Genomic DNA, 21,791 nt, shown 5'->3' with positions numbered 1-21,791 from the left:
AGGCTTCAGGCGCGGGAATGGGTTTGGGAAGCGCCGCTCACCGCCTCCCCCGCGAAAGCGGGGGGCCAGGAGCCAAGCGCCCGACCGTTCCAGAACCTTGTCAATGCTGCGGCGACCATGCGCCCCCTTGGCCCCTGGACCCCCGCTTTCGCGGGGGAGGCAGGAAACTGCTAAGCGCAGCCCGTTTCCAAAGCCCCTAAATCGTCAGCTCTTTTCTGCCTTCATCTGTCGTCCTCTCTCCCTTGTCACCGGGTCTTTCACGACCCTTGTTCGGTGATTTGCTGGCTTTCCCGGGCGGCGGCCTGGGCGCGCAGGTCCATGCGGAACTGTTGCAGATCGTCGATGCGCTGATAGGGCAACACCGTTTGCAGGCTCTCCGCCGGCTCACCGCCCAGCAGCGCCAGCATGTGGCGGGCCAGTTCCTCGCCGTCGCGGCGCTGCGGCTGGTAATAGTAGGTCACGCCCTGTTCGAACGGCATGCGGAAGGGCATGCCGCCGAAACCGACGATGCGCAGCCCGTCGCGGGCCGGGTCCATGCCCTGTTCCAGGGCTGCTTCCATGGCGCCGAACATGGAGAGCTGGTTGGCGCACAGGATGGCGGTGACGCCGGGATCGCGTTGCAGCAGGTCGCGCACCGCCCCCTGGCTGGCCCAGACGGACAGGTTGGACGTGACCAGCAACGACCTGTCCCAGGGAATGCCCAGTTCGGCCAGCGCCCGTTGATATCCCCGCAGGCGGAACCCGGCATAGGTCAGGCCGCCCGTGGGATTGAACAGCGCGATGCGCCGATGTCCCTCTGCCGCCAGCCGGACCACGGCGTCATAGATCCCGCCTTCGTCATCATGGTCGACAAAGGCGTGGGGGCTATGCAGTTCCGTGCGGCCGAAGCTGACAAAGGGGAACTTGAATTCCAGGCAGAAGCGCGCGCGTTCATCCATGGGCGTGGTGCGGGAAAAGATGATCCCGTCGGCCAGCCGCTGCTGGAACACGCGGCGCACGGTCTCCAGCGGCGACTGGCTGGCCGTCTGGGCCAGCACGATCAGGTTGTAGCTGTCGCTTTCCAACGTGCGCGACACGCCCTCCACCTGGGCCAGGAAGCCGGCATCGCCATAATCCGCCACCTCGGGCGCGAAGAAGACCGAACATATCTTCATCGTCCGCCCGGTGCGCAGATAGACGCCGCCGGCATCGGGCAGATAGCCCAGTGTGGCCGCCGCCTGCTTCACGCGCGCCACCGTGTCCGGCTTGACCTCCGGCCCGTCCTTCAGCGCCCGGGACACGGTCGTGATCGACAGGCCCAGATGCTCGGCAAGGGTTTTCAGGTTGGTGCGCTGGCTTGGCTGCATGGCGGTCGGCTCTTCGGGTTCACCTGTGGCGGTTGCGTGAGATTAAGGGTTCTCGGGCGGCGGCGGCACCTCATTCTCGTGCATCACCCGCCGCATGAAGTCGAAGGAGGCCTTGGGCGTGCGCTTCAGGGTGCGGTAATCGACATGCACCAGCCCGAAGCGCTTGGCATAGCCGTGCGCCCATTCGAAATTGTCCAGCAGCGACCAGGGCATATAGCCCTGGACATTGGCCCCGGCGGCGATGGCGCGGTGCATGCCGGCCAGATAATCGCGGTAATAGGCGATGCGGTCCTGGTCATCGATGCGCCCGTCGGGGCCGGGAATGTCCAGGAAGGCGGCCCCGTTCTCCGTCACGAAGACGGGCGGGTTGCCATAGTCGCGGCGCAACCCCTCCAGGATCTCCTGGAAGGCGTTGCCATCGATGCCCCAGTTCATCTCTGTCCGGCGCAGATATTTGGGCGGCTCCACGATGCGGAACGGCCAGGCCGTGCCCTCGGCCGGGGACAGATATGTCGGGAAATAATGGTTCACCCCCTGGTAATCCACGGGCTGATGGATCTCCGCCATGTCGCCCGCCTGGATATGCGGGGCAAACCTTTCCAGCATGCTGTCGGGATAGCGGCCCAGATGGACGGGGCCCAGGAAGACGCCGTTCCACTTATCCTCGAACAGCGGCACCAGATGCTGGTCGCGTTCGGCGTACTGGGGCAGGGGGCGGCCCTTGTGCACGGGCAGCACGAAGCCCACGGGCACGCCCGGCGCCAGGCTGCGCACCACGCTGACGGCCCGCCCATGGGCCAGGTTCAGATGGTGTGCCACGCGCACGGCGGCGCGCGGGTCGGTCAATCCGGGGGCATGGCGCCCCTCCTCATTCCCGACCCAGGCGCAGACGGATGGTTCGTTGAAGGTGACCCAGGTGCGGGCCCGGTCGCCCAGCCGCTGCACCATCAGGGCCGCATAATCGGCAAACCATGAGGCACTGTCGCGGTTGACCCAGCCGCCCCGGTCCTGCAACGACTGAGGCAGGTCCCAATGGTAAAGGCAGGGCCAGGGTTCCAGCCCCCGTTCCAGCATGCCATCCACCAGCCGGTCATAGAAATCCAGACCCTTCTGGTTGGTCGCTCCGGTCCCTTCCGGCAGCACCCGGCCCCACATGATGGAAAACCGGTACTGCTGCGCGCCCAAGGTGCGGATCAGGTCCAGGTCATCGGCCCAGCGATGGTAATGGTCGCAGGCCACGGTACCGGTGTCGCCATTGGCCACCTTACCTGGATTGGCGCAATAGCTGTCCCAGATGCTGGGCCCGCGCCCGTCATCGGGCGCCCCGCCTTCGATCTGATAGCTGGAGGTGGAGACACCCCACCTGAACCCGTCGGGAAAACGCATCGTCGCCGTCACTTGTTGCCTGTCGGAAAAAGGGCTCAGCCGGAAACTCCCTGCGACGCCATCGGTGCGCGCAGGGGAATTGTCCGGCATTGGTGGCCGTTCATGAGAAAAATCGTAACGTTTCGAAAAATACCTGTCCAGGGTGAATCTTGGCCTAAACGCATTTTTCCGCGTTTGACATTCCCTGGTTCCTGCCCATACTGCACACAAATCGAAACGTTTTGGATTGTGCGGCGCGATGAAGGTCACGCTCAAATCATGCTGCGCTGCGGCGGGGCTTCTGGCGGTTTCCTGGCTGGCCCTGGAAAGCGCTGCGGCAGAGGCGCCGGCGCTGGAGGTGATGCACTGGCTGACCTCCGGCGGGGAATCCGCATCGCTGGCCGTGGTGCGCGACGCCTACCGCGCCCAGGGCGGGGTCTGGCGTGATGCGCCGGTGCCGGGTGGGTCGTCGGCCCGCGCCGCTGCCGTCAATCGCATCCTGGGCGGCAACCCGCCGCCGGTCTTCCTTTTCTCCCTGGGCTCACAACTGACCGAACTGTCGGCGCATGGGCTGGTCGCGCCCGTGCCGGGGGCGGATGCCGAATGGGACCTTGTGCTGCCGCCCCTGCTGGCCCGCGCGGCGAAATATCAGGGCCGCTATCGGGCGGCACCGCTGAACATCCATGGCGAGAACTGGATGTTCTACAATGCGGCCCTGCTGCAACAGGCCGGGCTGTCCGTGCCGGCGACCTGGGCGGAATTCCTGGATGCGGCCAAGCGGCTGAAGGCGATGGGCAAGACCCCCATCGCGCTGGGCGGCCAGCCCTGGCAGGAACGCCTGCTGTTCAACGCCGTCCTACTGGGCGTCGGCGGGCGCGATTTCTACCGCCGCGTCTACGAGGCGATGGACCCAGCCGCGCTGGAGTCCGACACGATGCTGTCGGCCTTCCGCACCTATGCCAGTCTGCGCCCCTTCGTCGATGAAGGCAGCCCCGGTCGGCGTTGGAACCAGGCGACGGCCATGCTGATGCGCGGCGATGCGGCCTTTCAGTTCATGGGCGACTGGGCCAAGGGCGATATCAGGGCGGCGGGGATGGAGCCGGGGGTGCAGATCGGCTGCGCCCTGGCGCCGGCCCCGGACCCCGCCTACATCATGGTGGTGGACGCCTTCGCCTTCTCCCAGCCGCGCGACGCTGCCATCGCCGACGCGCAGACGCGCTTCGTGTCGGTGATGATGGACCGCGACGTGCAGGCTCGTCTGAACCAGGCCAAGGGCTCCATCCCTGTGCGCACCGACCTGCCCGATGACGGGTTCGATGTCTGCGCGAAACAGGCCATGGCCCTGATCCGCGACCCGCAAACCAACCTCGCCTCCACCGGTATGGGCCTGTCGGGCGGCATGGCGGGGGCGGTGGATGACGCCATTTCGCAATTCTGGAACGACCCGCGCCTGACCCCGGAAGAGGGACAGGCATTGCTGCGCAAATCCATCCTGGCCTTCCGCTGACCCGGACCGCCAGCAACAATAACGACAAAGGGAGGACGGGATGAAGCCATCGCAACGGGCACCCACCATCGCCCTGCTGCCAGCGGGGCTGATCACCTTCGTCTGCTTCTATCTGTTCATCGCCTGGACCTTCGCCATTTCCCTGACCGGCTCGCAATTGCTGCCCAACTGGGATTTCGTCGGGCTGCTTCAGTATGAACGGCTGTTCGCGTCGGCCCGATGGTGGACGGCGTTGGGCAATATGGCGATCTACGGCGCCCTGTTCATCACGGGCTGCCTGACCTTGGGCTATCTGCTGGCCATCCTGATCGACCGCGGCGTGCGGGCGGAGGGGTTGTACCGCACCATCTTCATGCTGCCGCTGTCCATGTCCTTTGTGGTCACGGGCATCATCTGGCAATGGATGCTGAATCCCGGCCTGGGCATTCAGCAGGCGGTGCGCGGCTTAGGCTGGGAGGAATTCGCCTTCAACTGGCTGGTCCGCGCCGACCGTTCCATCTACACCGTGGCGCTGGCCGGCATCTGGCAGCAATCGGGTCTGTGCATGGCCCTGTTCCTGGCTGGCCTGCGCGGCGTCGATCCCAATATCTGGAAGGCGGCGAAGGTCGATGGCATCCCCACCTGGCGGGTCTATGCTTCCATCGTCACGCCCATGCTGCGCCCGGTCTTCTTCACGGCCGGCATCCTGCTGTTCTCCCTGGTGGTGAAATCCTTCGATCTGGTGGTGGCGCTGACGGGCGGCGGTCCCGGCTTCTCGTCGGACCTGCCGGCGCGTTTCGTGATGGAGCATATTCTGAACCGGCAGGAACTGGGCCTGGGTGCTGCCGGCGCCTGCATGATGCTGGCCACCATCGCTTCCGTGGTCGGCCCCTATCTCTATGCCGAAATCCGGCAGAAGAAGGGGGGCTGAACCATGCGGCGTTTACCGCTTTACCTGATGCTGTCCATTGCGGCCCTGATGGTGCTGTTCCCGCTGCTGGTCATGCTGTCGACCTCCCTGAAGCCCCTAGCTGAGATCAACCAGGGCAGCCTGTTCGCGCTGCCGCAGGAACCGACGCTTGCCGCCTGGGCCCGGGCCTGGGGCGGGGCCTGCATCTCCGGGGATTGCCGGGGCCTGTCGGTCTGGTTCGGCAATTCCTTTGCCATCGTGCTGCCGGCTTTGTTCTGCTCCCTGGGTCTGGGGGCGCTGACGGGTTACGCGCTCAGCCTGCGTGCGGCCCGGTGGGTGGACATGCTGTTCGCAGCCCTGCTGATCGGCCTGTTCATCCCGCCACAGGTGACGCTTTACCCCATGATCGTGCTGGTGCGCGAACTGGGGCTGTTCGGCACGCTGGGCGGGCTGGTGTTTGCGCATACGGTCTGGGGCCTGGCCTTCGTCACGCTGCTGTTCCGCAATTTCTTCCTGTCGGTGCCGCGTGACCTGCTGAAGGCGGCGCGCATTGACGGGGCGGGGTTCCTGGCCACCTTCTGGTATGTGATGCTGCCCTTGTCGCTGCCGGTCTGCGCCGTCGCCCTGGTGCTGCAATTCACCTATATCTGGAACGATTTCATCCTGGGCCTGACCTTTGCGGGACCGGGGCGGCAGCCGGTGACCGTGGCGCTGAACGTGCTGGCCGGGTCGCAGTTCGGACCGCAGGAATACAATGTCAATATGGCGGCGACCATGATCGCCGCCCTGCCCACCATCCTGGTCTATCTCCTGTCCGGACGCCTGTTCGTGCGCGGGATCGCGGCCGGGGCCGTGAAGGGATGAACCCGATGCAACGCGTGCGCCTGCATGAAATCGCCAAGAGCTTCGGCTCCACCCTGATCCTGGAACAGATCGATCTGGATATCGAGCCGGGGGAATTCCTGGTCCTGCTGGGCCCGTCGGGCTGTGGCAAGTCCACGCTGCTGAACATCGTGGCCGGGCTGGAGGAACCGTCCGGCGGGCGCATCCATTTCGGCGACCGCGACGTGACGGCTTTGGAACCCGACGCGCGCGACATCGCCATGGTGTTCCAGTCCTATGCGCTGTACCCGACCATGTCGGTGCGCCGGAATATCGGTTTCGGGCTGAAGATGCGCGGCCTGGACCGCGCTGCGATCGAGGGCAAGGTGGCCGGCGTGGCCAAACTGCTGCAGATCGAACATCTGCTGGACCGCAAACCGTCGCAGCTTTCCGGCGGGCAGCAGCAGCGGGTGGCCATCGGCCGCGCCCTGGTGCGCGAACCGCAGGTCTTCCTGCTGGACGAGCCGCTGTCCAACCTGGATGCCAAGCTGCGCGCTGACATGCGCGTGGAACTGAAGCGTCTGCATGAACGGTCCCGCCGCACGACCCTGTATGTGACCCATGATCAGGTGGAGGCGATGACGCTGGCCAGCCGCATCGTGGTCATGAACAAGGGAAGGGTGCAGCAATGCGACCGGCCGGAAACGGTCTATGCCAGGCCGGCCAACCGCTTTGTAGCGGGCTTCGTCGGCGCGCCCACCATGAATTTCCTGGAAGGTGAACTGGCGCTGGTGGATGACCTGCCGGGGCTGCGGCTGGGGCAGATCGTCCTGCCGCTGCCGGGCCTGCCGGTGGGTGTCGGCCTGCGCGTGGGCATGTCGCTGGTCCTGGGCCTGCGGCCGGAACATCTGACCCTGGCCCCGGCGGGAGAGGCCGCGACCTGCCAGGGTCAGGTGCTGATGACGGAACCGACGGGCCCCGACACCTATGTGCTGATCCGGCTGGCGGGGCAGGAGGTGACGGCGCGCATGCCGCCCGGCGTGGCCCTGTCGGCCGGACAGACGGTCGGCCTGCGCCTGGATGGCGCATCGGCTAGCCTGTTTGAAACGGGTGAGGATGGAAGGCGGCTGAATTGACGGATGGAAAGATGGCAGGCGCCCCGCTGGTGCTGGTGATGGGCGTCAGCGGTTGCGGCAAATCCACCCTGGGGGCGGCGCTGGCCGATGCGCTGAGTGTCACCTTTCTGGAAGGGGACAGGCTGCATCCGCCGGACAATGTCGCCCGCATGCAGGCCGGCATTGCCCTGACCGATGCCGACCGCCAAGGCTGGCTGGCAGCCATCGCCGCCCTGATCCGGGATTCCGGCCGGACCGGGGCGGGGCTGGTGGTCGCCTGTTCCGCCCTGAAACGGCGCTACCGCGACATGCTGCGGGCGGACGGGGTGCCGTTGGTTGTCATCCATCTGCACGGGCCGCGTGCGCTTCTGGCCGACCGCATGGCGGCGCGGCCGGGCCATTTCATGCCGCTGTCGCTGCTGGACAGCCAGTTGGACACGCTGGAACCGCCGACGGGGGAACCGCTGACCCTGACGCTGGACCTGCAGCGGCCGATGCCGGACCTGCTGGCGGCCGCGCTGCGCTTCATCACGGCTTGACCATCAATGCCCGGCCGCCGGCCGGCTTCTGATCCAGCGTGGGCGCCGCCACCTCTCCCCCCAGGAAGCCCAGCAGGGCCCGGTCGCCTCCCGCCGCCACCAGCCTGTCTGCGGCCACGCCCTCGGGACGAAAACTGTGGGGAGCGGACGGCAGCAGCGCATCAATGCACCGTCCCAGGGCCACGGGCACGGCCCGGTCGGCCCCGGCATGCAGGATCAGGACGGGCGCCTGAATGTGCGGCAGAAACGATGTCAGCTCGAACCGGTGGCGCAGCAGACCGTGCAGCGGCAGCAGCGGAAAACGGGGGGACAGCAGGGCGGCCAGACTGGGGAAGGGCGCTTCCAGCACCAGCTTCGCCACCGACCGGTCCGCCGCCAGCCCGGCCGCCAGAAAGCAACCGGCCTCGGCCCCATACAGCACCAGCCTGCCGCCGGAAATCCCCCGCTGCACCAGGAAATCCGCCCAGGCACGGGCATCGGTCAGCAGACCGGCTTCCGTGGGCTGGCCCTGATTGCCGCCATAGCCGCGATAAAAGGCCAGCAGCACGCCATAGCCGGCATCGGCCAGCAGCCGGGCCCTGTCGCCCAGCATGCCGGGATGACCATTGCGGCCGGGCAGAATCAGAATGGTGGGCTTGGTCAGCCCATCTGCCGGCCGGAACCAGCCCTCCAGCGTCATCCCGTCGGGGGTGGCGGTCCAGACATTGGTGAAGTCGGACAATCCACAATCGGCCATCGCCACGGCCCCCCGGTGCGGGCGGAACACAAGCCTGTCCTGGTTCGAGCGGAACCAGAAAGCATAGGCCAGCCAGGCCAGGATCAGGGAGAACAGCGCGTACAAGGCGGGCCTTGGGTCCGGACATGGAAACGGGCCCGTATTGGGCCCGTTTCCGTCACGCTTGCCAAGGGGACGATCTACTATTCCAGCAACGACCGCAGCATCCAGGCGGTCTTTTCGTGGATCTGCATGCGCTGGGTCAACAGGTCGGCCGACGGCTCGTCGCTGGCTTCCTCCACGATGGGGAACACGCTGCGCGCCGTGCGGCATACGGTCTCGTGCCCTTCCACCAGCTGGCGGATCATGTCCTGGGCCTTGGGCACGCCGGTTTCCTCGGCCACGCTGGTCAGCTTGGCGAACTGGCTGTAGCTGCCGGGCGCGTGAAAGCCCAGGGCGCGGATACGTTCGGCGATGTCATCCACGGCCGTGTGCAGTTCGGTGTACTGCGCCATGAACATGGTGTGCAGCGTGTTGAACATCGGGCCCGTGACGTTCCAATGGAAATTGTGCGTCTTCAGGTACAGCGTGTAACTGTCGGCCAGAAGGCGCGACAGGCCCTCTGCGATACGGGCGCGGTTTTCGTCCGTGATACCGATATTGATGGCGGGTGCGCTGGCCATGTGTCGCCTCGTCTTTTCCGTGAAGTCTATTCGACAGATGGGCAGTGTGACGGGAAAGGCAAGGTGGGGCAAGCGGCCCATCAAGGGCGAAAGTGCTTGATCAGGCTTCGAAAAATTTGGGGTATTGCCATCCGGCGCAGTGACGCGCGGTGACAATACCCCCAAGTGTCGGGGGCGGGTGGCGCCCCCGCCGGTTCAGATGGAGGCATGCGAACGTTCCATCCAAACCAAGCTCTGTTCAGGACTGTGCCAGCCAGGCGGTGACCGGCGATGGTCACCGCCAACAGGAGAGATCAGGCCACGGCGGCGGTCGTGCTGGACGACGTGCCGGAGCTGTTCTTCTGGCTGTAATTGGCGATCGCCGTCTGCAGCTGGCTGATCAGCTGGGCGATGGGATCGTCTTCATCGCTGCTGCTGCTGTCGGTGCTGCTGCTCAGCAGGCTGGCAACATCGGTGCTGCTGTCCTCGCTGCTGCCGGATTCGCTGCCACCGGGCGGCGGACCACCCGGGGGCGGACCACCCGGGGGCGGACCACCCGGCGGCGGGCCACCGGCACCGCCGAAGGCTTCGGCGCTGGCCGTCGTGCTGCTGCTGTCGGTGGTACCGCTGGCTTCTTCCTGGGCCGACAGCAGGGCGCCGCGCGTCTTGCTATGCATGCGCTGGAAGGACGATTCCATTTCCGCCTGGGTGACGGAACCATCGCTGTCCGCGTCGATGGACTTGAACATGTCCTCGGCGCTGGGGCCGCCGGCCGGGCGATTGGCCGCATTGGCGTCCTTCGGGCCGGCGGCCTGGAATTCCTCCAGCGACAGGCCACCGGACTGGTCGGTGTCGGCGGTCTGGAACCGCTGCTGCGCTGCCTGCTGCCGGCTGACGCCGGACGAAGCATAGGCATTGCTGCTGATGCTGCTGATGCTGCTGATGCTCATGGGTTGCTCCTTTGGGTTTTGCCGGACCCATGCTTTCAACGGAGCAATCTTTGACTTCCTGTCGCCGTTTCTTTCGAAATCATTTCAGAATATTTGGATGATGCGCCGGATGATCAGGGCGGCGTTGCGCGCCGCGTTGCGGGCAAAGGTGGGAAAGTCCAGATGGCTTTCGGCCCCGGCCAGGTCCGACAGGGCCCGCACGACGATCAGCGGCACGCTGAATTTTTCCGCCACCTGGGCCAGGGCGGCGCCTTCCATTTCCACGGCCTGGGCCTGGAATCGGGCCGACAGGTCGGCGCGGGTGGTCGTACAGTTCAGGAAATGGTCGCCCGTCAGCACGGTGCCGAAGCACCAGACCGGCTGCCGCGTCGTCTCGGCCGGGGGAAACAGGTCCAGCCCCGCCAGCACCGACGTCACCTTCTCCCGCAGGTCCGGATCCAGCCCATAGCCGAAACTGTCGTCGAAACCGGGCAGGGGCGGCACGCCCGGCTGATAGGGCTTCAGCCGTCCATCGGCCAGGGCACCGTAATCATGCTGGACCAGGCGGTCGGCGATGACCACATCACCGACATGCAGGTCAGGATCGATGCCGCCCGCCACGCCGGAGAACAGCAGACCGCGCACGCCGAACCGGTGCAGCAGCAGCGTCGCCACGACCGCGGCATTGACCTTGCCGATACCCGCTTCCACCAGCACCGTGGCGCGGCCGTCCAGATGGCCGGTGATGAAACGGAAGCCTGCGATTTCTTCCCGCCTGCCTTCCGTGAAATGTCCGGCCAGCGCCGCCGTCTCCTCGGGAATGGCGCAGATCAGACCCAGGGGTTTTTCTTGAACGGACATCACGGCTCCGGAATGAAGGGTCAGGGGCGGGCGGGGCCGCGGGGACGGATATTCTTGGCGATGGTGCGGATCCGCACCTCCAGCTGGGCTGCGCTGTACGGCTTGACGATGAAGGCGTCAACACCCTGGGCGCGGGCGGCCAGGACATGATCCTTGGTGCCGTGCCCCGTTTCCATGATGAAGGGCAGGTCGGGACGGAGATTGCGCACGGCGGCCAGCAGGTCCATGCCGTTCATGCGCGGCATGGCCCAGTCGCAGATGACCAGATCGACGGCACCGGGATCGCGATGCACGATATCCAGCGCTTCGCTGCCATCATTGGCGGCCAGCGCCTCCCGCACCCCGATCTGTTTCAGCACGTCCAGGATCCAGACCCGGGTCTGCTGCTGATCCTCCACCACCAGAATGCGCAGCGACCGGATCGGGTCCTCGGGCACGTACATGCGGCTCATGTCTCTCTCCCGCGTGCCAGGGCCTCTGCTACCGCACGCCGTAAAGTGTCGGGGTCGATGGGTTTGTACAGCACGGGGATGTCAGAGGGCAGATCCTCCACCTCCGCATGCCCGCGTCCGGGATATCCCGTCATGAACAGGACAGCGACATGGCTGTCCAGTTCCATGATCAGATGGGCCAGCCGCACGCCCCCCAGGGCCGGCATCACCAGATCGGTCAGCAGCAGGTCAATGCCGCCTTCCTCGAACCGTTCCAGCGCCTCCACCCCGTCGGCGGCACCGCGCACAACATAGCCGTCATCCTCCAGGAAGCGGGTGACCAGCGTCAGCAGTTCCGGCTCATCCTCCGCGACCAGGATGGTGGCGGATCGGCTGGGGTCACTGCGCGGCGGGGGCAGGATATCCGGTATGCCTTCGCTGTCGGCGCCGGCCGGGCTGCCGGTCAGCGGCAGCCACAGGGTGAACCGGGTGCCGCGGCCGGGCTGGCTGTCGACCAGGATGGTGCCGCCCGCCTGCTTCACGGTGCCATAGACCATGGCAAGGCCCAGGCCCGTGCCCTGACCCGGCGGCTTGGTGGTGAAGAACGGGTCGAAGATGCGGTCCAGCAGTTCCGGCGGCATGCCGGTGCCGCGGTCGGTGACCGACAGCACAGCATAGCGCCCTTCAGGCAGGGCCACGGGTCGGGCCGTGCCATCTTCCACCGACAGCGCCACCGACAGGGGGCCACCGCCGGGCATGGCGTCGCGGGCGTTGATGGCCAGGTTCAGCAGCGCCTGGGCGGCCATGTCGGGATCGATGGCGACCCAGACGGGGGCGGGGGGCACCGACAGGGACAGGTCGATGGTGGCACCCAGCAGCGGCTTCAGCAGGAATTCCTGTCCACGCAGCACCGCACCCAGATCGATGACGCGCGATGGCGTCGCCCCCTTCTGGCGGGAGAAGGTCAGCAGCTCGCGCGTCAGGGCCGCTGCCCGTTCCACCCCTTGGCCGATCTTGCCCAGGTATGATGCCAGATTGCTGTCCTTGGGCACGCCCTGCTTGGCCATGCCGGCATAGCCGCCGATGACGGACAGGATATTGTTGAAATCATGGGCGATGCCGCCAGCCAGCTGCCCCAGTGCCTCCATCTTCTGGGCCTGGAGCAACTGGCTTTCCAGCTTCTTCTGCTCCGTCACATCGGTGAACAGCACGACGAATCCGCCACCCGACATGGGGAAATGCCGGACCTGCAGCCAGGTGCCATTGCGTCGCTGGCGTTCGTTGAAATAGACACCCTCATGCCGGATGCGGTCATAATCGGCCAGGCTCTCCTCGACCGTCTCGCCCGGATATTCGCCCTGTTCGGCCAGGATGCGGACCAGATCCCGGTCATGCAGGCCGGGGACCATCACGCCGGGCGGAATGTCCAGCAGTTCCGCCACCATGCGGTTGGCGACCAGCAACCGGCCATCGGCGCCGTAGACCTCGATGCCGATGCCGACATTGTCCATCATGCTGTCCAGGATACGGGTCTTCTCCCAGATCTCCCGTTCCGCCAGACGCCGTTCGGTGATGTCGCGCAGATAGGCCGTGTAGCGCTTGCCCGGTCCCAGCGGGACGGCCGTGATGGCCAGTTCGATGGGAAATACGGTGCCGTCGCGGCGCATGGCCTCGATCTCGATGCGCCGGCCCAGCACGGTGCCGGGGGCGCCGGATTTCAGCCGGGCCAGACCATTATCGTGTCCGGCGCGGTGATGGGGCGGCACGATCAGCTCGCTCATCGACCGTCCCACCGCCTCGGTCCGTGTCCAGCCGAAGGTGCGCTCCGCCGCCGGGTTGAACTCCAGGATCACCCCGTCCTCGTCGATGGAGACGATGCAGTCCAGGGCCGTTTCCAGGATGGAGCGGGCGCGGGCCTCGCTCTCGCGCAGGCGCAGCGACGCAGCTGCCTCATGCGTGACGTCGCGGAACAGGCAAAGGACCAGCCGTTCCCGGTCCGCCTGGAACGGCACGGCCGACAGTTCCACCAGCAGATGGCGCCCGTCATGGCTGGTCAGGTCCAGCCGCATCTGGATCACCGGTTCCCCGCCGGTGACGCGACGGAACAGCATCTCGGCCAGGGGCCGTGCATCCGCCGCCACGAAATCCATGATGTGGAAATTGGCCGGGTCGGCATTGCGCTCGACGCCCAGGATGGTGCGGCCGGCGGAATTGACGAAGCGGCCACGCCCCTGCGCGTCATGTACGGCGATGCCGTCCGGCGACAGGTCGACAAGCTGGCGGTAACGCTGCTCGCTTTCGCGCAGGTCCGCCTCACGCTGCTTCAGTTCAGTGATGTCGGAGCGCAGGCACAGGGTGCCGCCATCGGGCATGCGCCGGTCATGCACGCGGATCCAGCGCCCGTCGGTCAGCAGGAATTCGCCCGGCACGCCTGTAGGGTTGCGAAACAGGGCCATGCGTTCGGCGACATATTCCTCCACGTTGCGATCGCGCACATGCAGGTTGTCGCCCAGGCTGATGCCAGACCGCAGCAGCGTTTCGAACGTCACGCCCCGCACCATCAGCCAGGCCGTGGCCGGGAACAGGGCGCGGAAGGCCGGATTGGCATGGACCAGCTTTTCCTGCGCATCAAACAGCGCGACGCCGTCGGTCAGCATGTCGAAAGCGATGCTCAGGCTTTCCAGGTCCAAGATGCCTACCTTCGGATGCAACGGCGCCATGATCTCTGCCGATGGTGCCGTGCCGGCGGCCCCGGATCAAGGAGGGATCACAGCGGCAGGGCGGCATTGATCCGTTGAACCACCCCCGCCCAGTCGCCGCAGCGCTGCTGGCGGAACAGGCGCATGGACGGATACCAGGGGGTGCGGTTGCCGCCTTCCAGCCAGCGCCAGTCGGTGTCGGTGGCGATCAGGGTCCAGACGGGGCGGCCCATGGCGCCCGCCAGGTGGGCCAGGGCGCTGTCGGGCGCGATCAGCAGGTCCAGGTTGGCCAGGATGGCCGCACTGTCGGCCCATCCTCCGATGTCCGGCGCCAGATCGGTGACGGGGCCGGGCAGGGCAGCGGCGGCCAGCTGTTCATGGCCGGCGGCCACCTGCATCGCGTACCAGTCGGCGCCGGTGCGGGCCAGCAGCGGCAGCAGCGGGGGCAGGCCGGGGGAACGCCAGCGGTCGCCCGGATGGGCCGGATTGCCGGCCCAGCTGATGCCGATGCGCGGCCGGCCGGAACGCTTCGGCAGTCGTTCAGCCCAATGGGCGGTGCGTGCCGGCTCGGCCGACAGATAGGGGCCGGCCCAGGTGATGGTCTGCGGCGTCAGGTCCAGCAGGCCGGGCAGGTCCAGCAGCGGCACCTGGAAATCGGCTGGCGGCACGGGGTCCCCCGGCATCAGCACCTGTCCATGGCGTCCGTCCGCGAACAGCGGGGCCAGGGCCGCCGGCACCTCCAGCATCACCGCCGCCCCCGTCTTGATCAGGGCCTGGGTCAGCCGGGCACACATGATGGTGTCGCCGGCCCCTTGTTCATGCCAGACCAGGATGCGGCGTCCGTCGGGGTTCTGCCCTTGCCAGGGTGGCAGGGTCTGGTGGCGGGGCGGGCGGGTGGATACCGACCAGCGATGGTGATAGGCCGCGAATCCCTCTGCCCAGCGGCCCAGCCGCAGCAGCGCCAGCGACCGGCCCAGCAGGGCGGACGGGTCGCCGGGCGCCCGTTCCAGACAATGGTCGAATGCCGCCAATGCCCCGGCCGGATCGCCCGTGACGCGTCGATAAAGCCCGGCATCGCGCCAGACATAGGACTGGTCGGGCGCCAGTTCCAGCGCGGCCGCCAGATGCGGGCCCGCCGCCGCTTCGCGGCCTGTATGTAACAGCAGATTGGCCAGGGCGCAGCGCGCCGGCACCAGGCGCGGGGCTTTCTCCACGGCCCGCGACAGCATCGCCTCCGCTTCATCGGCCGCACCGCGCCGGCGGGCGTCGTCGCCCAGCATCAGCAGGGCGCCCGCATGATCCGGGGCAGCGGCCAGGACCTGCCGCCACAGCGACAGGGCCCCATCGGCATCCCCGCGTGCGCCGGCTGCCTGGGCGGCACGGACCAGATCGGCGGGCGGTGGGCTGCTCACCATTGTTTTTCCGTCAGGGTCGGCTTGCCCTGCACTGTGCTGCTGGTGGCCTCCGGCATGCGCACCAGCCGGTCGCTGCGGATCACCGGCAGGGGGTCGGGATCGTAAATGTCCTTCAGGCGGCGATATTCCTGGGTGTGAAATTCATTCTGTTCCTGGAAATCGGGTTCGCCATGCCGACCGGTGACGATGATTTCCTCCTCCATCGCCGGGGCGGGCTTGCTCTCTGTCTTCTTCGGGGTGTCGGACGGTGGCGCGGCGCTCTGCGCGCCGGCTGGAATCGATGCCAGCAGGCACAGGGCCGGCAATGCCGACAGCAGCGTGGAACGGACGCGATTCCCTCTGGAATTCAACATGCTGGAACCTTCACCGAGAACCCTTCGGGTCAGCATAGGCCATTTCCGGACCCGATGCCCCTGCTTTGCACGGCCATACCCCTTCTTACCCGCCGTCCGGCCTGTCAGGGGGTGGAACAAAGTGAACGGAATGAGAACATTTGCGCTTGGCGGGTGAGAACAAAGAAGGTACAACAGGTGCAGTTGAACGGGCATGCACATCCGTGCGAGAAGGTAGGGGACAGATATGTCGGCAGCTCCACTCCGTCTGGTTGAAACACCCATGGACAAACAAAAAGCTCTGGATGCGGCCCTAGGCCAGATCGAACGCGCGTTCGGCAAGGGCTCGATCATGAAGCTCGGCGCCAAGGAGGCATTGACGGAGACGGAGGTGGTTTCCACCGGTTCCCTCGGCCTCGACATCGCGCTGGGCATTGGCGGCTTCCCGCGGGGCCGTATCATTGAAATTTATGGGCCGGAAAGCTCGGGCAAGACCACCCTGGCCCTGCATGCCATCGCCCAGGCACAGAAGAATGGCGGTGTCTGCGCCTTCGTCGATGCCGAACATGCGCTCGACCCGTCCTATGCTCGCAAGCTGGGCGTGGATGTGGACGAACTGCTGATCTCTCAGCCCGACGCCGGTGAACAGGCGCTGGAAATCGCCGACACGCTGGTCCGCTCCGGTGCCATCGATGTGCTGGTGGTGGATTCGGTGGCGGCCCTGGTGCCGCGCGCCGAACTGGAAGGGGAGATGGGCGACAGCCATGTCGGCCTGCATGCCCGCCTGATGAGCCAGGCGCTGCGCAAGCTGACCAGCTCCATTTCCAAGTCGCGCTGTCTGGTGATCTTCATCAACCAGATCCGTCTGAAGATCGGCGTCATGTTCGGCAATCCGGAAACGACGACGGGCGGCAACGCGCTGAAATTCTACGCTTCCGTCCGCCTGGATATCCGCCGCATCGGCGCCATCAAGGACCGGGAGACGGTGACGGGCAACCAGACCCGCGTGAAGGTGGTGAAAAACAAGATGGCGCCGCCGTTCCGCGTTGTCGAATTCGACATCATGTATGGTGAAGGCGTGTCGAAGGTCGGCGAGTTGCTGGATCTGGGCATCCAGGCCGGCGTCGTCGACAAGTCGGGCTCCTGGTTCTCCTATGACGGGCAGCGTATCGGGCAGGGGCGTGAGAATGCCAAGACCTTCCTGCGCGCCAACCCGACCGTGGCCGACAGCATCGAACAGAAGATCCGCGCCAATGCCGGCATCGTGGCGGGCGCCATGATGGGCACGCCGGAAACCGATGGCGAGGCGTCCAGCCCGGAATGATACCAATCCGCCGAGGGCTTGACCCTTGGCGTATTGGAGGCCGCCGACCGGCGGCCCGCCGCACATGCGGCGTAAGCCAAGGGCGCGGATGCGCCCGCCCGGCGCCTGAGGGAACATGAAATCTCCCTTGATCGGTCACGAGCAAGGGAGATTGGAATAGGCAGTTCGATCCGTCCTGGATGGATCGAATGAAGGGGGAGTGCGGGGTGACCTGCATTCCCTCTTTCGCTTTCGGAGTGGCTGGGCATTCCACTCCGGGTTCAGGGGGGGCGTGATGTTGCATCCTGTTGCACATGCTTATCGGGGTGAAAAGCGGTCTGGCATGGCGCCTATAGGAAGCCGGGCATGGACAGGGTGCTGTCGGCCAAGGTAAAACCGCCATCCCCTTGTCGTGTCCATGCAATCAGGCCGTCATCCCATGTCCAAGAAGACCGTCAACGACATCCGCACCACCTTCCTCGACTATTTCGGGAAGCACGGCCACGCCATTGTCGACAGCTCGCCGTTGGTACCGCGCAACGATCCGACGCTGATGTTCACGAATGCCGGCATGGTGCAGTTCAAGAACGTCTTCACCGGTCAGGAACACCGGCCCTACAGCCGCGCTACCACCTCGCAGAAATGCGTGCGCGCTGGCGGCAAGCATAATGACCTGGATAATGTCGGTTTCACGGCCCGCCACCACACCTTCTTCGAAATGCTGGGCAATTTCTCCTTCGGCGACTATTTCAAGGCCGATGCGATCGAACTGGCCTGGAACCTGATCACCAAGGAATTCGGCATTCCGGCCGACAAGCTGACGACCACCGTCTTCCATAATGATGACGAGGCGTTCGATCTGTGGAAGAAGATCGCCGGCCTGCCGGACGAGCGCATCATCCGCATCCCGACCTCGGACAATTTCTGGATGATGGGCGATACGGGTCCCTGCGGCCCCTGCTCGGAAATCTTCTATGATCACGGCGACAAGATCGCCGGCGGCCCGCCGGGCAGCCCGGATCAGGATGGCGACCGCTTCATTGAGATCTGGAATCTCGTGTTCATGCAGTATGAACAGATGCCGTCCAAGGATGGCGGGTTCGAACGCGTGCCCCTGCCCAAGCCGTCGATCGATACCGGCATGGGCATGGAACGTCTGGCCGCCGTGATGCAGGGCGTGCATGACAATTATGACACTGACATCTTCAAGGCGCTGCTGGCTGCGTCGGCGGAAGTGACGGGCGCCAGCCTGAATGGTCCGCAGGTGACCTCGCACCGCGTCATCGCCGACCATCTGCGCTCCTGCTCCTTCCTGATCGCCGACGGCGTCATGCCGTCGAACGAAGGGCGCGGCTATGTCCTGCGCCGCATCATGCGCCGCGCCATGCGCCATGCCCATATGCTGGGCGCCAAGGATCCCGTGATGCACCGTCTGGTCCCCGCCCTGGTGCGGGAGATGGGCGGCCATTATGGCGAGCTGGTGCGCGCACAGGCGCTGATCACCGAAACGCTGCGCCTGGAAGAAACCCGCTTCAAGCAGACACTGGACCGCGGTCTGAAGCTGCTGGACGAGGCGGAAGGCGGCTTGGCCACCGGTGAAGCGCTGCCCGGCAATGTCGCCTTCACGCTCTATGACACCTATGGCTTCCCGCTGGACCTGACCCAGGACGTGCTGCGCACCCGCAACCGTCCCGTGGATGTGGACGGCTTCAACGCCGCCATGGAGGAACAGCGCAAGAAGGCCCGCGCCGCCTGGTCCGGCTCGGGCGAGGCCGCAACGGAACGTGTCTGGTTCGAAGTGAAGGACGAGCTGGGCGCCACGGAATTCCTGGGCTACGACACAGAACTGGCTGAAGGCGCCGTGACCGCCATCCTGGACAAGGAAGGCAACCGTCTGACCAGCGTTGGCGAAGGCCAGGAAGTGCTGATCGTCGTCAACCAGACGCCCTTCTATGGCGAAAGCGGCGGTCAGGTTGGCGATTGCGGTGCCATGGTCTCCGCCAAGGGCGCGGAAGTGACCGTGCGCGACGTGCAGAAGAAGCTGGGCGCCGTCTTCGCCCATATCGGCACGGTGACCAAGGGCACCCTGGCCGTGGGCGATGCCGTCGAACTGAAGGTCGATACGGTTCGCCGTGGTGCCATCCGCGCCAACCACAGCGCCACCCACCTGCTGCATGAGGCGCTGCGCCGCCGCCTGGGCGACCACGTCACCCAGAAGGGCTCACTGGTCAGCGCCGACCGGCTGCGCTTCGACATTTCCCAGCCCAGCCCGCTGGCCGCCAATGACATTGCCGACGTCGAGGCGACGGTGAATGCCCGCATCCGCGGCAACAGCGACGTCACCACCCGTCTGATGACCCCCGATGCCGCCATCGCCGTCGGCGCCATGGCCCTGTTCGGGGAAAAGTACGGTGAGGAAGTGCGCGTCGTCTCCATGGGTGGCGTGGATGCGGCCGGCAACAAGGAATTCTCCGTCGAACTGTGCGGCGGCACCCATGTCCGCCGCACGGGCGATATCGGCCTGTTCAAAATCGTGTCGGAAGGGGCGGTGTCTGCCGGTGTCCGCCGGATCGAGGCGCTGACGGGGGCTGGCGCGCTGGCCTATCTGGAACAGCAGGAAGGCCGTCTTCTGGATGCCGCCCAGGCGCTGAAGGTGCCGGCGGGTGAGGTGGTGGCCAAGGTCACCGGCCTGCTGGAAGAACGCCGCCGGATGGAAAAGGAACTGGCCGATCTGCGCCGTCAGGTGGCGCTGGGTGGCGGTGGTTCCGGCGGGGCGTCGGAAGTGAAGCAGATCAATGGTCTGGGCTTCATCGGCCGCGTCGTCGCCGACCTGCCGGCCAAGGATCTGAAGCCGTTCGCCGATGAGCTGAAGAAGCAGGTCGGCACCGGCGTCGTCGTCGCCATCGCCGTGGCTGACGGCAAGGCGTCGGTCGTGGTCGGCGTCACGGAAGATGCGGTGGTCAAGGCCAGTGCCGTCGATCTGGTCCGCGTGGCAGCAGCCGCCATGGGCGGCAAGGGCGGCGGCGGCCGTCCCGACATGGCCCAGGCCGGCGGTCCCGACGGCGACAAGGCCGCCGACGCCATCGCCGCGGTCGAGGCCGCCCTGGCGGGTTGATCGAAAGGGCAGGGGCCGGGACGACACTCCTGGCCCCGCCTGCGAAGGCTTCGTCTTCCTTCCAGGGGGCGCGTGGACTACACTGCTGAAGGTTTGCGCCATTAGAGGAAGGCTTCCAATGGATAGCCAGATGCCTACACCCCAGGCCCTGATTGGCACTTGGCGCCGGTTTGGTCCTTTGGGGCCAGTCTATGAGGTCGTTGCAGCCGGCAGCAGTTTGGAGGGGGGCGACCGTTCCATGCGCATCCGCGTGGTGGAAAGCGGGGAGGAGTTGGATTACCGGCTTTCGGAAATTCTCGATGATCCCCGGGATCGCTGATGTTTGCCATTGCCTTTGACCTTGTCGTTGCGGAAACGGCGCAGCGTCACCCCAGGGGTGTGTCCCAGGCCTATTCGGATATCGGTGCCTGTCTTGCCCGCTTCGGCTTCGACCGCGTCCAGGGCAGCTTATACATCACATCGCGCGATGATCTGGCGAACCTGTTCGCGGCTATCCAGGCGCTAAAACTACTGCCCTGGTTTCCGGCCTGCGTCCGCGATATCAGAGCGTTCAAGGTCGACCATTGGTCAGATTTCACGGGCATTGTGAAATCTCCCTGACCGCCCCCCCCTCAGGCATCCTCCAACGCCCAGTCGAAGGCGCGTTCCTCCTCGGCATCGGCGATCACCACATCCTCTTCCAGCGTCTCCACGGTGACGCGCAGGCGCTGTGCCGGCTCAATGCCCAGTCGGCGCAGGATGTCGGGCAGTTGTTCGGGGGTGACGTTGTCCAGAACCTGTCGCATGGTCGGTCCTCCGGCTTGCCGCAATTCAAGGGTAGCCATTCCGGGTCGTTCCGGCAATGATGCCGCGCGGACCCATTGAACAGCCCGGCAGACCATGACCCGTTTCCAAGGTACCCAGGATTACGTCGCCACCGATGATCTTCGCGTTGCCGTGAATGCGGCCATTACCTTGCAGCGACCGCTGCTGGTGAAGGGCGAACCGGGGACGGGCAAGACCGTGCTGGCGCAGGAGGTGGCGAAGGCCCTGGGCCGGCCGCTGCTGTCCTGGCATGTGAAATCCACGACCAAGGCGCAGCAGGGGCTGTATGAATATGACGCCGTCAGCCGCCTGCGCGACAGCCAGCTGGGCGACCCGCGCGTCAAGGACATCAAGAACTATATCCGCAAGGGCCCGCTCTGGAATGCGTTCGAGGCCGACGAACCGCCCGTCCTGCTGATCGACGAGATCGACAAGGCCGATATCGAGTTCCCCAACGATCTGTTGCAGGAACTCGACCGCATGGAATTCTTCGTCTACGAGACGGGGGAGACCATCAAGGCCGTCAAGCGGCCCGTCGTCATCATCACATCGAATAATGAGAAGGAACTGCCCGACGCCTTCCTGCGCCGCTGCTTCTTCCATTACATCCGCTTCCCCGATGCCGACACCATGGCCCGCATCGTGGAGGTGCATTTCCCCGACCTGAAGGCCGAGCTGCTGCGCGACGCGCTGACCCTGTTCTATGAGGTGCGCGACGTGCCGGGGCTGAAGAAGAAGCCCAGCACGTCGGAACTGCTGGACTGGATCCGGCTGCTGCTGGTGGAGGATGTGTCGCCGGAAACGCTGCGCCAGCGCGACCCGAAGAAGCTGATCCCGCCGCTGCATGGCGCCTTGCTGAAGAACGAACAGGACGTTCACCTGTTCGAACGCCTGGCCTTCCTGGCACGGCGCAACAACCAGGGCTGAGCGGGCGCCGGGCGG

At 65.9% G+C, this 21,791-nt stretch carries 21 protein-coding genes; 10 read left to right on the top strand and 11 right to left on the bottom strand.

Going from position 1 to position 21,791, the window contains the following annotated elements; all coding sequences use genetic code 11:
• Positions 1–257: 257 nt before the first annotated feature.
• On the bottom strand, positions 258–1,346 hold the full coding sequence (locus tag ACODTW_RS25665; protein ID WP_488948989.1) for a LacI family DNA-binding transcriptional regulator: 1,089 nt from the start codon (positions 1,344–1,346) through the stop codon (positions 258–260).
• A 42-nt stretch (positions 1,347–1,388) separates the two neighbouring features.
• Complete coding sequence (locus ACODTW_RS25660) at positions 1,389–2,732, bottom strand: GH1 family beta-glucosidase (protein ID WP_488948988.1); 1,344 nt, start codon at positions 2,730–2,732, stop codon at positions 1,389–1,391.
• 238 nt (positions 2,733–2,970) lie between these two features.
• On the opposite strand from ACODTW_RS25660, the gene ACODTW_RS25655 reads away from it, so the two are divergent.
• Genes ACODTW_RS25655 through ACODTW_RS25635 form a run of 5 tightly spaced genes read left to right on the top strand, consistent with a single transcriptional unit; the run spans position 2,971 to position 7,583 of the window.
• The gene (locus ACODTW_RS25655) at positions 2,971–4,218 is read left to right on the top strand and encodes an ABC transporter substrate-binding protein (RefSeq protein WP_488948987.1); all 1,248 of its coding nucleotides are present in this window, start codon (positions 2,971–2,973) and stop codon (positions 4,216–4,218) included.
• Positions 4,219–4,258: 40 nt separating this feature from the next.
• Positions 4,259–5,128, top strand: coding sequence for a carbohydrate ABC transporter permease (locus ACODTW_RS25650; RefSeq protein WP_488948986.1), 870 nt, complete (start codon positions 4,259–4,261; stop codon positions 5,126–5,128).
• Between the two features lie 3 nt (positions 5,129–5,131).
• Complete coding sequence (locus ACODTW_RS25645) at positions 5,132–5,971, top strand: carbohydrate ABC transporter permease (RefSeq protein WP_488948985.1); 840 nt, start codon at positions 5,132–5,134, stop codon at positions 5,969–5,971.
• A 5-nt stretch (positions 5,972–5,976) separates the two neighbouring features.
• Positions 5,977–7,065: an ABC transporter ATP-binding protein gene (locus tag ACODTW_RS25640; protein WP_488948984.1), complete on the top strand. Its 1,089-nt coding sequence runs from the start codon at positions 5,977–5,979 to the stop codon at positions 7,063–7,065.
• Between the two features lie 11 nt (positions 7,066–7,076).
• Positions 7,077–7,583, top strand: coding sequence for a gluconokinase (locus ACODTW_RS25635; RefSeq protein WP_488948983.1), 507 nt, complete (start codon positions 7,077–7,079; stop codon positions 7,581–7,583).
• Here the strand turns inward: ACODTW_RS25635 and ACODTW_RS25630 are convergent.
• From ACODTW_RS25630 to ACODTW_RS25595, 8 genes are all read right to left on the bottom strand, one after another.
• A complete protein-coding gene (locus ACODTW_RS25630) occupies positions 7,573–8,424 on the bottom strand; it encodes an alpha/beta hydrolase (protein WP_488948982.1) in 852 nt (283 codons plus the stop codon). The two genes, ACODTW_RS25635 and ACODTW_RS25630, sit on opposite strands and share 11 nt — an antisense overlap.
• A gap of 77 nt (positions 8,425–8,501) precedes the next feature.
• Positions 8,502–8,981: a Dps family protein gene (locus tag ACODTW_RS25625; protein WP_488948981.1), complete on the bottom strand. Its 480-nt coding sequence runs from the start codon at positions 8,979–8,981 to the stop codon at positions 8,502–8,504.
• 293 nt (positions 8,982–9,274) lie between these two features.
• A complete protein-coding gene (locus tag ACODTW_RS25620; protein ID WP_488948980.1) occupies positions 9,275–9,910 on the bottom strand; it encodes an EF-hand domain-containing protein in 636 nt (211 codons plus the stop codon).
• A gap of 84 nt (positions 9,911–9,994) precedes the next feature.
• On the bottom strand, positions 9,995–10,750 hold the full coding sequence (locus tag ACODTW_RS25615) for a 5'-methylthioadenosine/adenosylhomocysteine nucleosidase (RefSeq protein ID WP_488948979.1): 756 nt from the start codon (positions 10,748–10,750) through the stop codon (positions 9,995–9,997).
• Positions 10,751–10,770: 20 nt separating this feature from the next.
• Positions 10,771–11,202 carry a response regulator gene (locus ACODTW_RS25610; protein ID WP_488948978.1) on the bottom strand — a complete coding sequence of 144 codons (432 nt, stop codon included), beginning with the start codon at positions 11,200–11,202 and terminating at the stop codon, positions 10,771–10,773.
• Positions 11,199–13,871 (bottom strand): PAS domain-containing hybrid sensor histidine kinase/response regulator, encoded by a 2,673-nt coding sequence (locus tag ACODTW_RS25605; RefSeq protein ID WP_488948977.1) that lies wholly within the window; start codon positions 13,869–13,871, stop codon positions 11,199–11,201. Before ACODTW_RS25605 ends, ACODTW_RS25610 begins: the two co-directional genes overlap by 4 nt.
• 77 nt (positions 13,872–13,948) lie before the next feature.
• A complete protein-coding gene (locus ACODTW_RS25600; RefSeq protein ID WP_488948976.1) occupies positions 13,949–15,295 on the bottom strand; it encodes a tetratricopeptide repeat protein in 1,347 nt (448 codons plus the stop codon).
• Positions 15,289–15,648 carry a hypothetical protein gene (locus tag ACODTW_RS25595; RefSeq protein ID WP_488948975.1) on the bottom strand — a complete coding sequence of 120 codons (360 nt, stop codon included), beginning with the start codon at positions 15,646–15,648 and terminating at the stop codon, positions 15,289–15,291. The genes ACODTW_RS25600 and ACODTW_RS25595 overlap by 7 nt, the downstream gene beginning before the upstream one ends.
• A gap of 226 nt (positions 15,649–15,874) precedes the next feature.
• Here ACODTW_RS25595 and recA point away from each other — a divergent pair, with 226 nt between their 5' ends.
• The 4 genes from recA to ACODTW_RS25575 all read left to right on the top strand — a co-directional run bounded on the left by recA (position 15,875) and on the right by ACODTW_RS25575 (position 20,645).
• Positions 15,875–16,951, top strand: a complete 1,077-nt coding sequence (gene recA, locus ACODTW_RS25590; RefSeq protein WP_488948974.1) for a recombinase RecA — start codon at positions 15,875–15,877, stop codon at positions 16,949–16,951.
• A gap of 418 nt (positions 16,952–17,369) precedes the next feature.
• Positions 17,370–20,045 (top strand): alanine--tRNA ligase, encoded by a 2,676-nt coding sequence (alaS, locus tag ACODTW_RS25585; protein ID WP_488948973.1) that lies wholly within the window; start codon positions 17,370–17,372, stop codon positions 20,043–20,045.
• Between the two features lie 130 nt (positions 20,046–20,175).
• A complete protein-coding gene (locus tag ACODTW_RS25580) occupies positions 20,176–20,364 on the top strand; it encodes a DUF5397 family protein (RefSeq protein ID WP_488948972.1) in 189 nt (62 codons plus the stop codon).
• Entirely contained in the window at positions 20,364–20,645 is a 282-nt protein-coding gene (locus ACODTW_RS25575) for a virulence factor (RefSeq protein WP_488948971.1), read from the top strand. Before ACODTW_RS25580 ends, ACODTW_RS25575 begins: the two co-directional genes overlap by 1 nt.
• A gap of 11 nt (positions 20,646–20,656) precedes the next feature.
• Here ACODTW_RS25575 and ACODTW_RS25570 read toward each other — a convergent pair whose 3' ends face one another.
• Positions 20,657–20,830 (bottom strand): hypothetical protein, encoded by a 174-nt coding sequence (locus tag ACODTW_RS25570; RefSeq protein ID WP_488948970.1) that lies wholly within the window; start codon positions 20,828–20,830, stop codon positions 20,657–20,659.
• Positions 20,831–20,924: 94 nt separating this feature from the next.
• Here ACODTW_RS25570 and ACODTW_RS25565 point away from each other — a divergent pair, with 94 nt between their 5' ends.
• Positions 20,925–21,776: an AAA family ATPase gene (locus tag ACODTW_RS25565; RefSeq protein ID WP_488948969.1), complete on the top strand. Its 852-nt coding sequence runs from the start codon at positions 20,925–20,927 to the stop codon at positions 21,774–21,776.
• The last annotated feature ends 15 nt before the right edge of the window (positions 21,777–21,791 follow it).

It is taken from the genome of Niveispirillum sp. FG148 (assembly GCF_057809655.1).
Note: the sequence above shows the minus strand (reverse complement) of the source record. Positions and strands in the feature narration are given on the sequence as shown.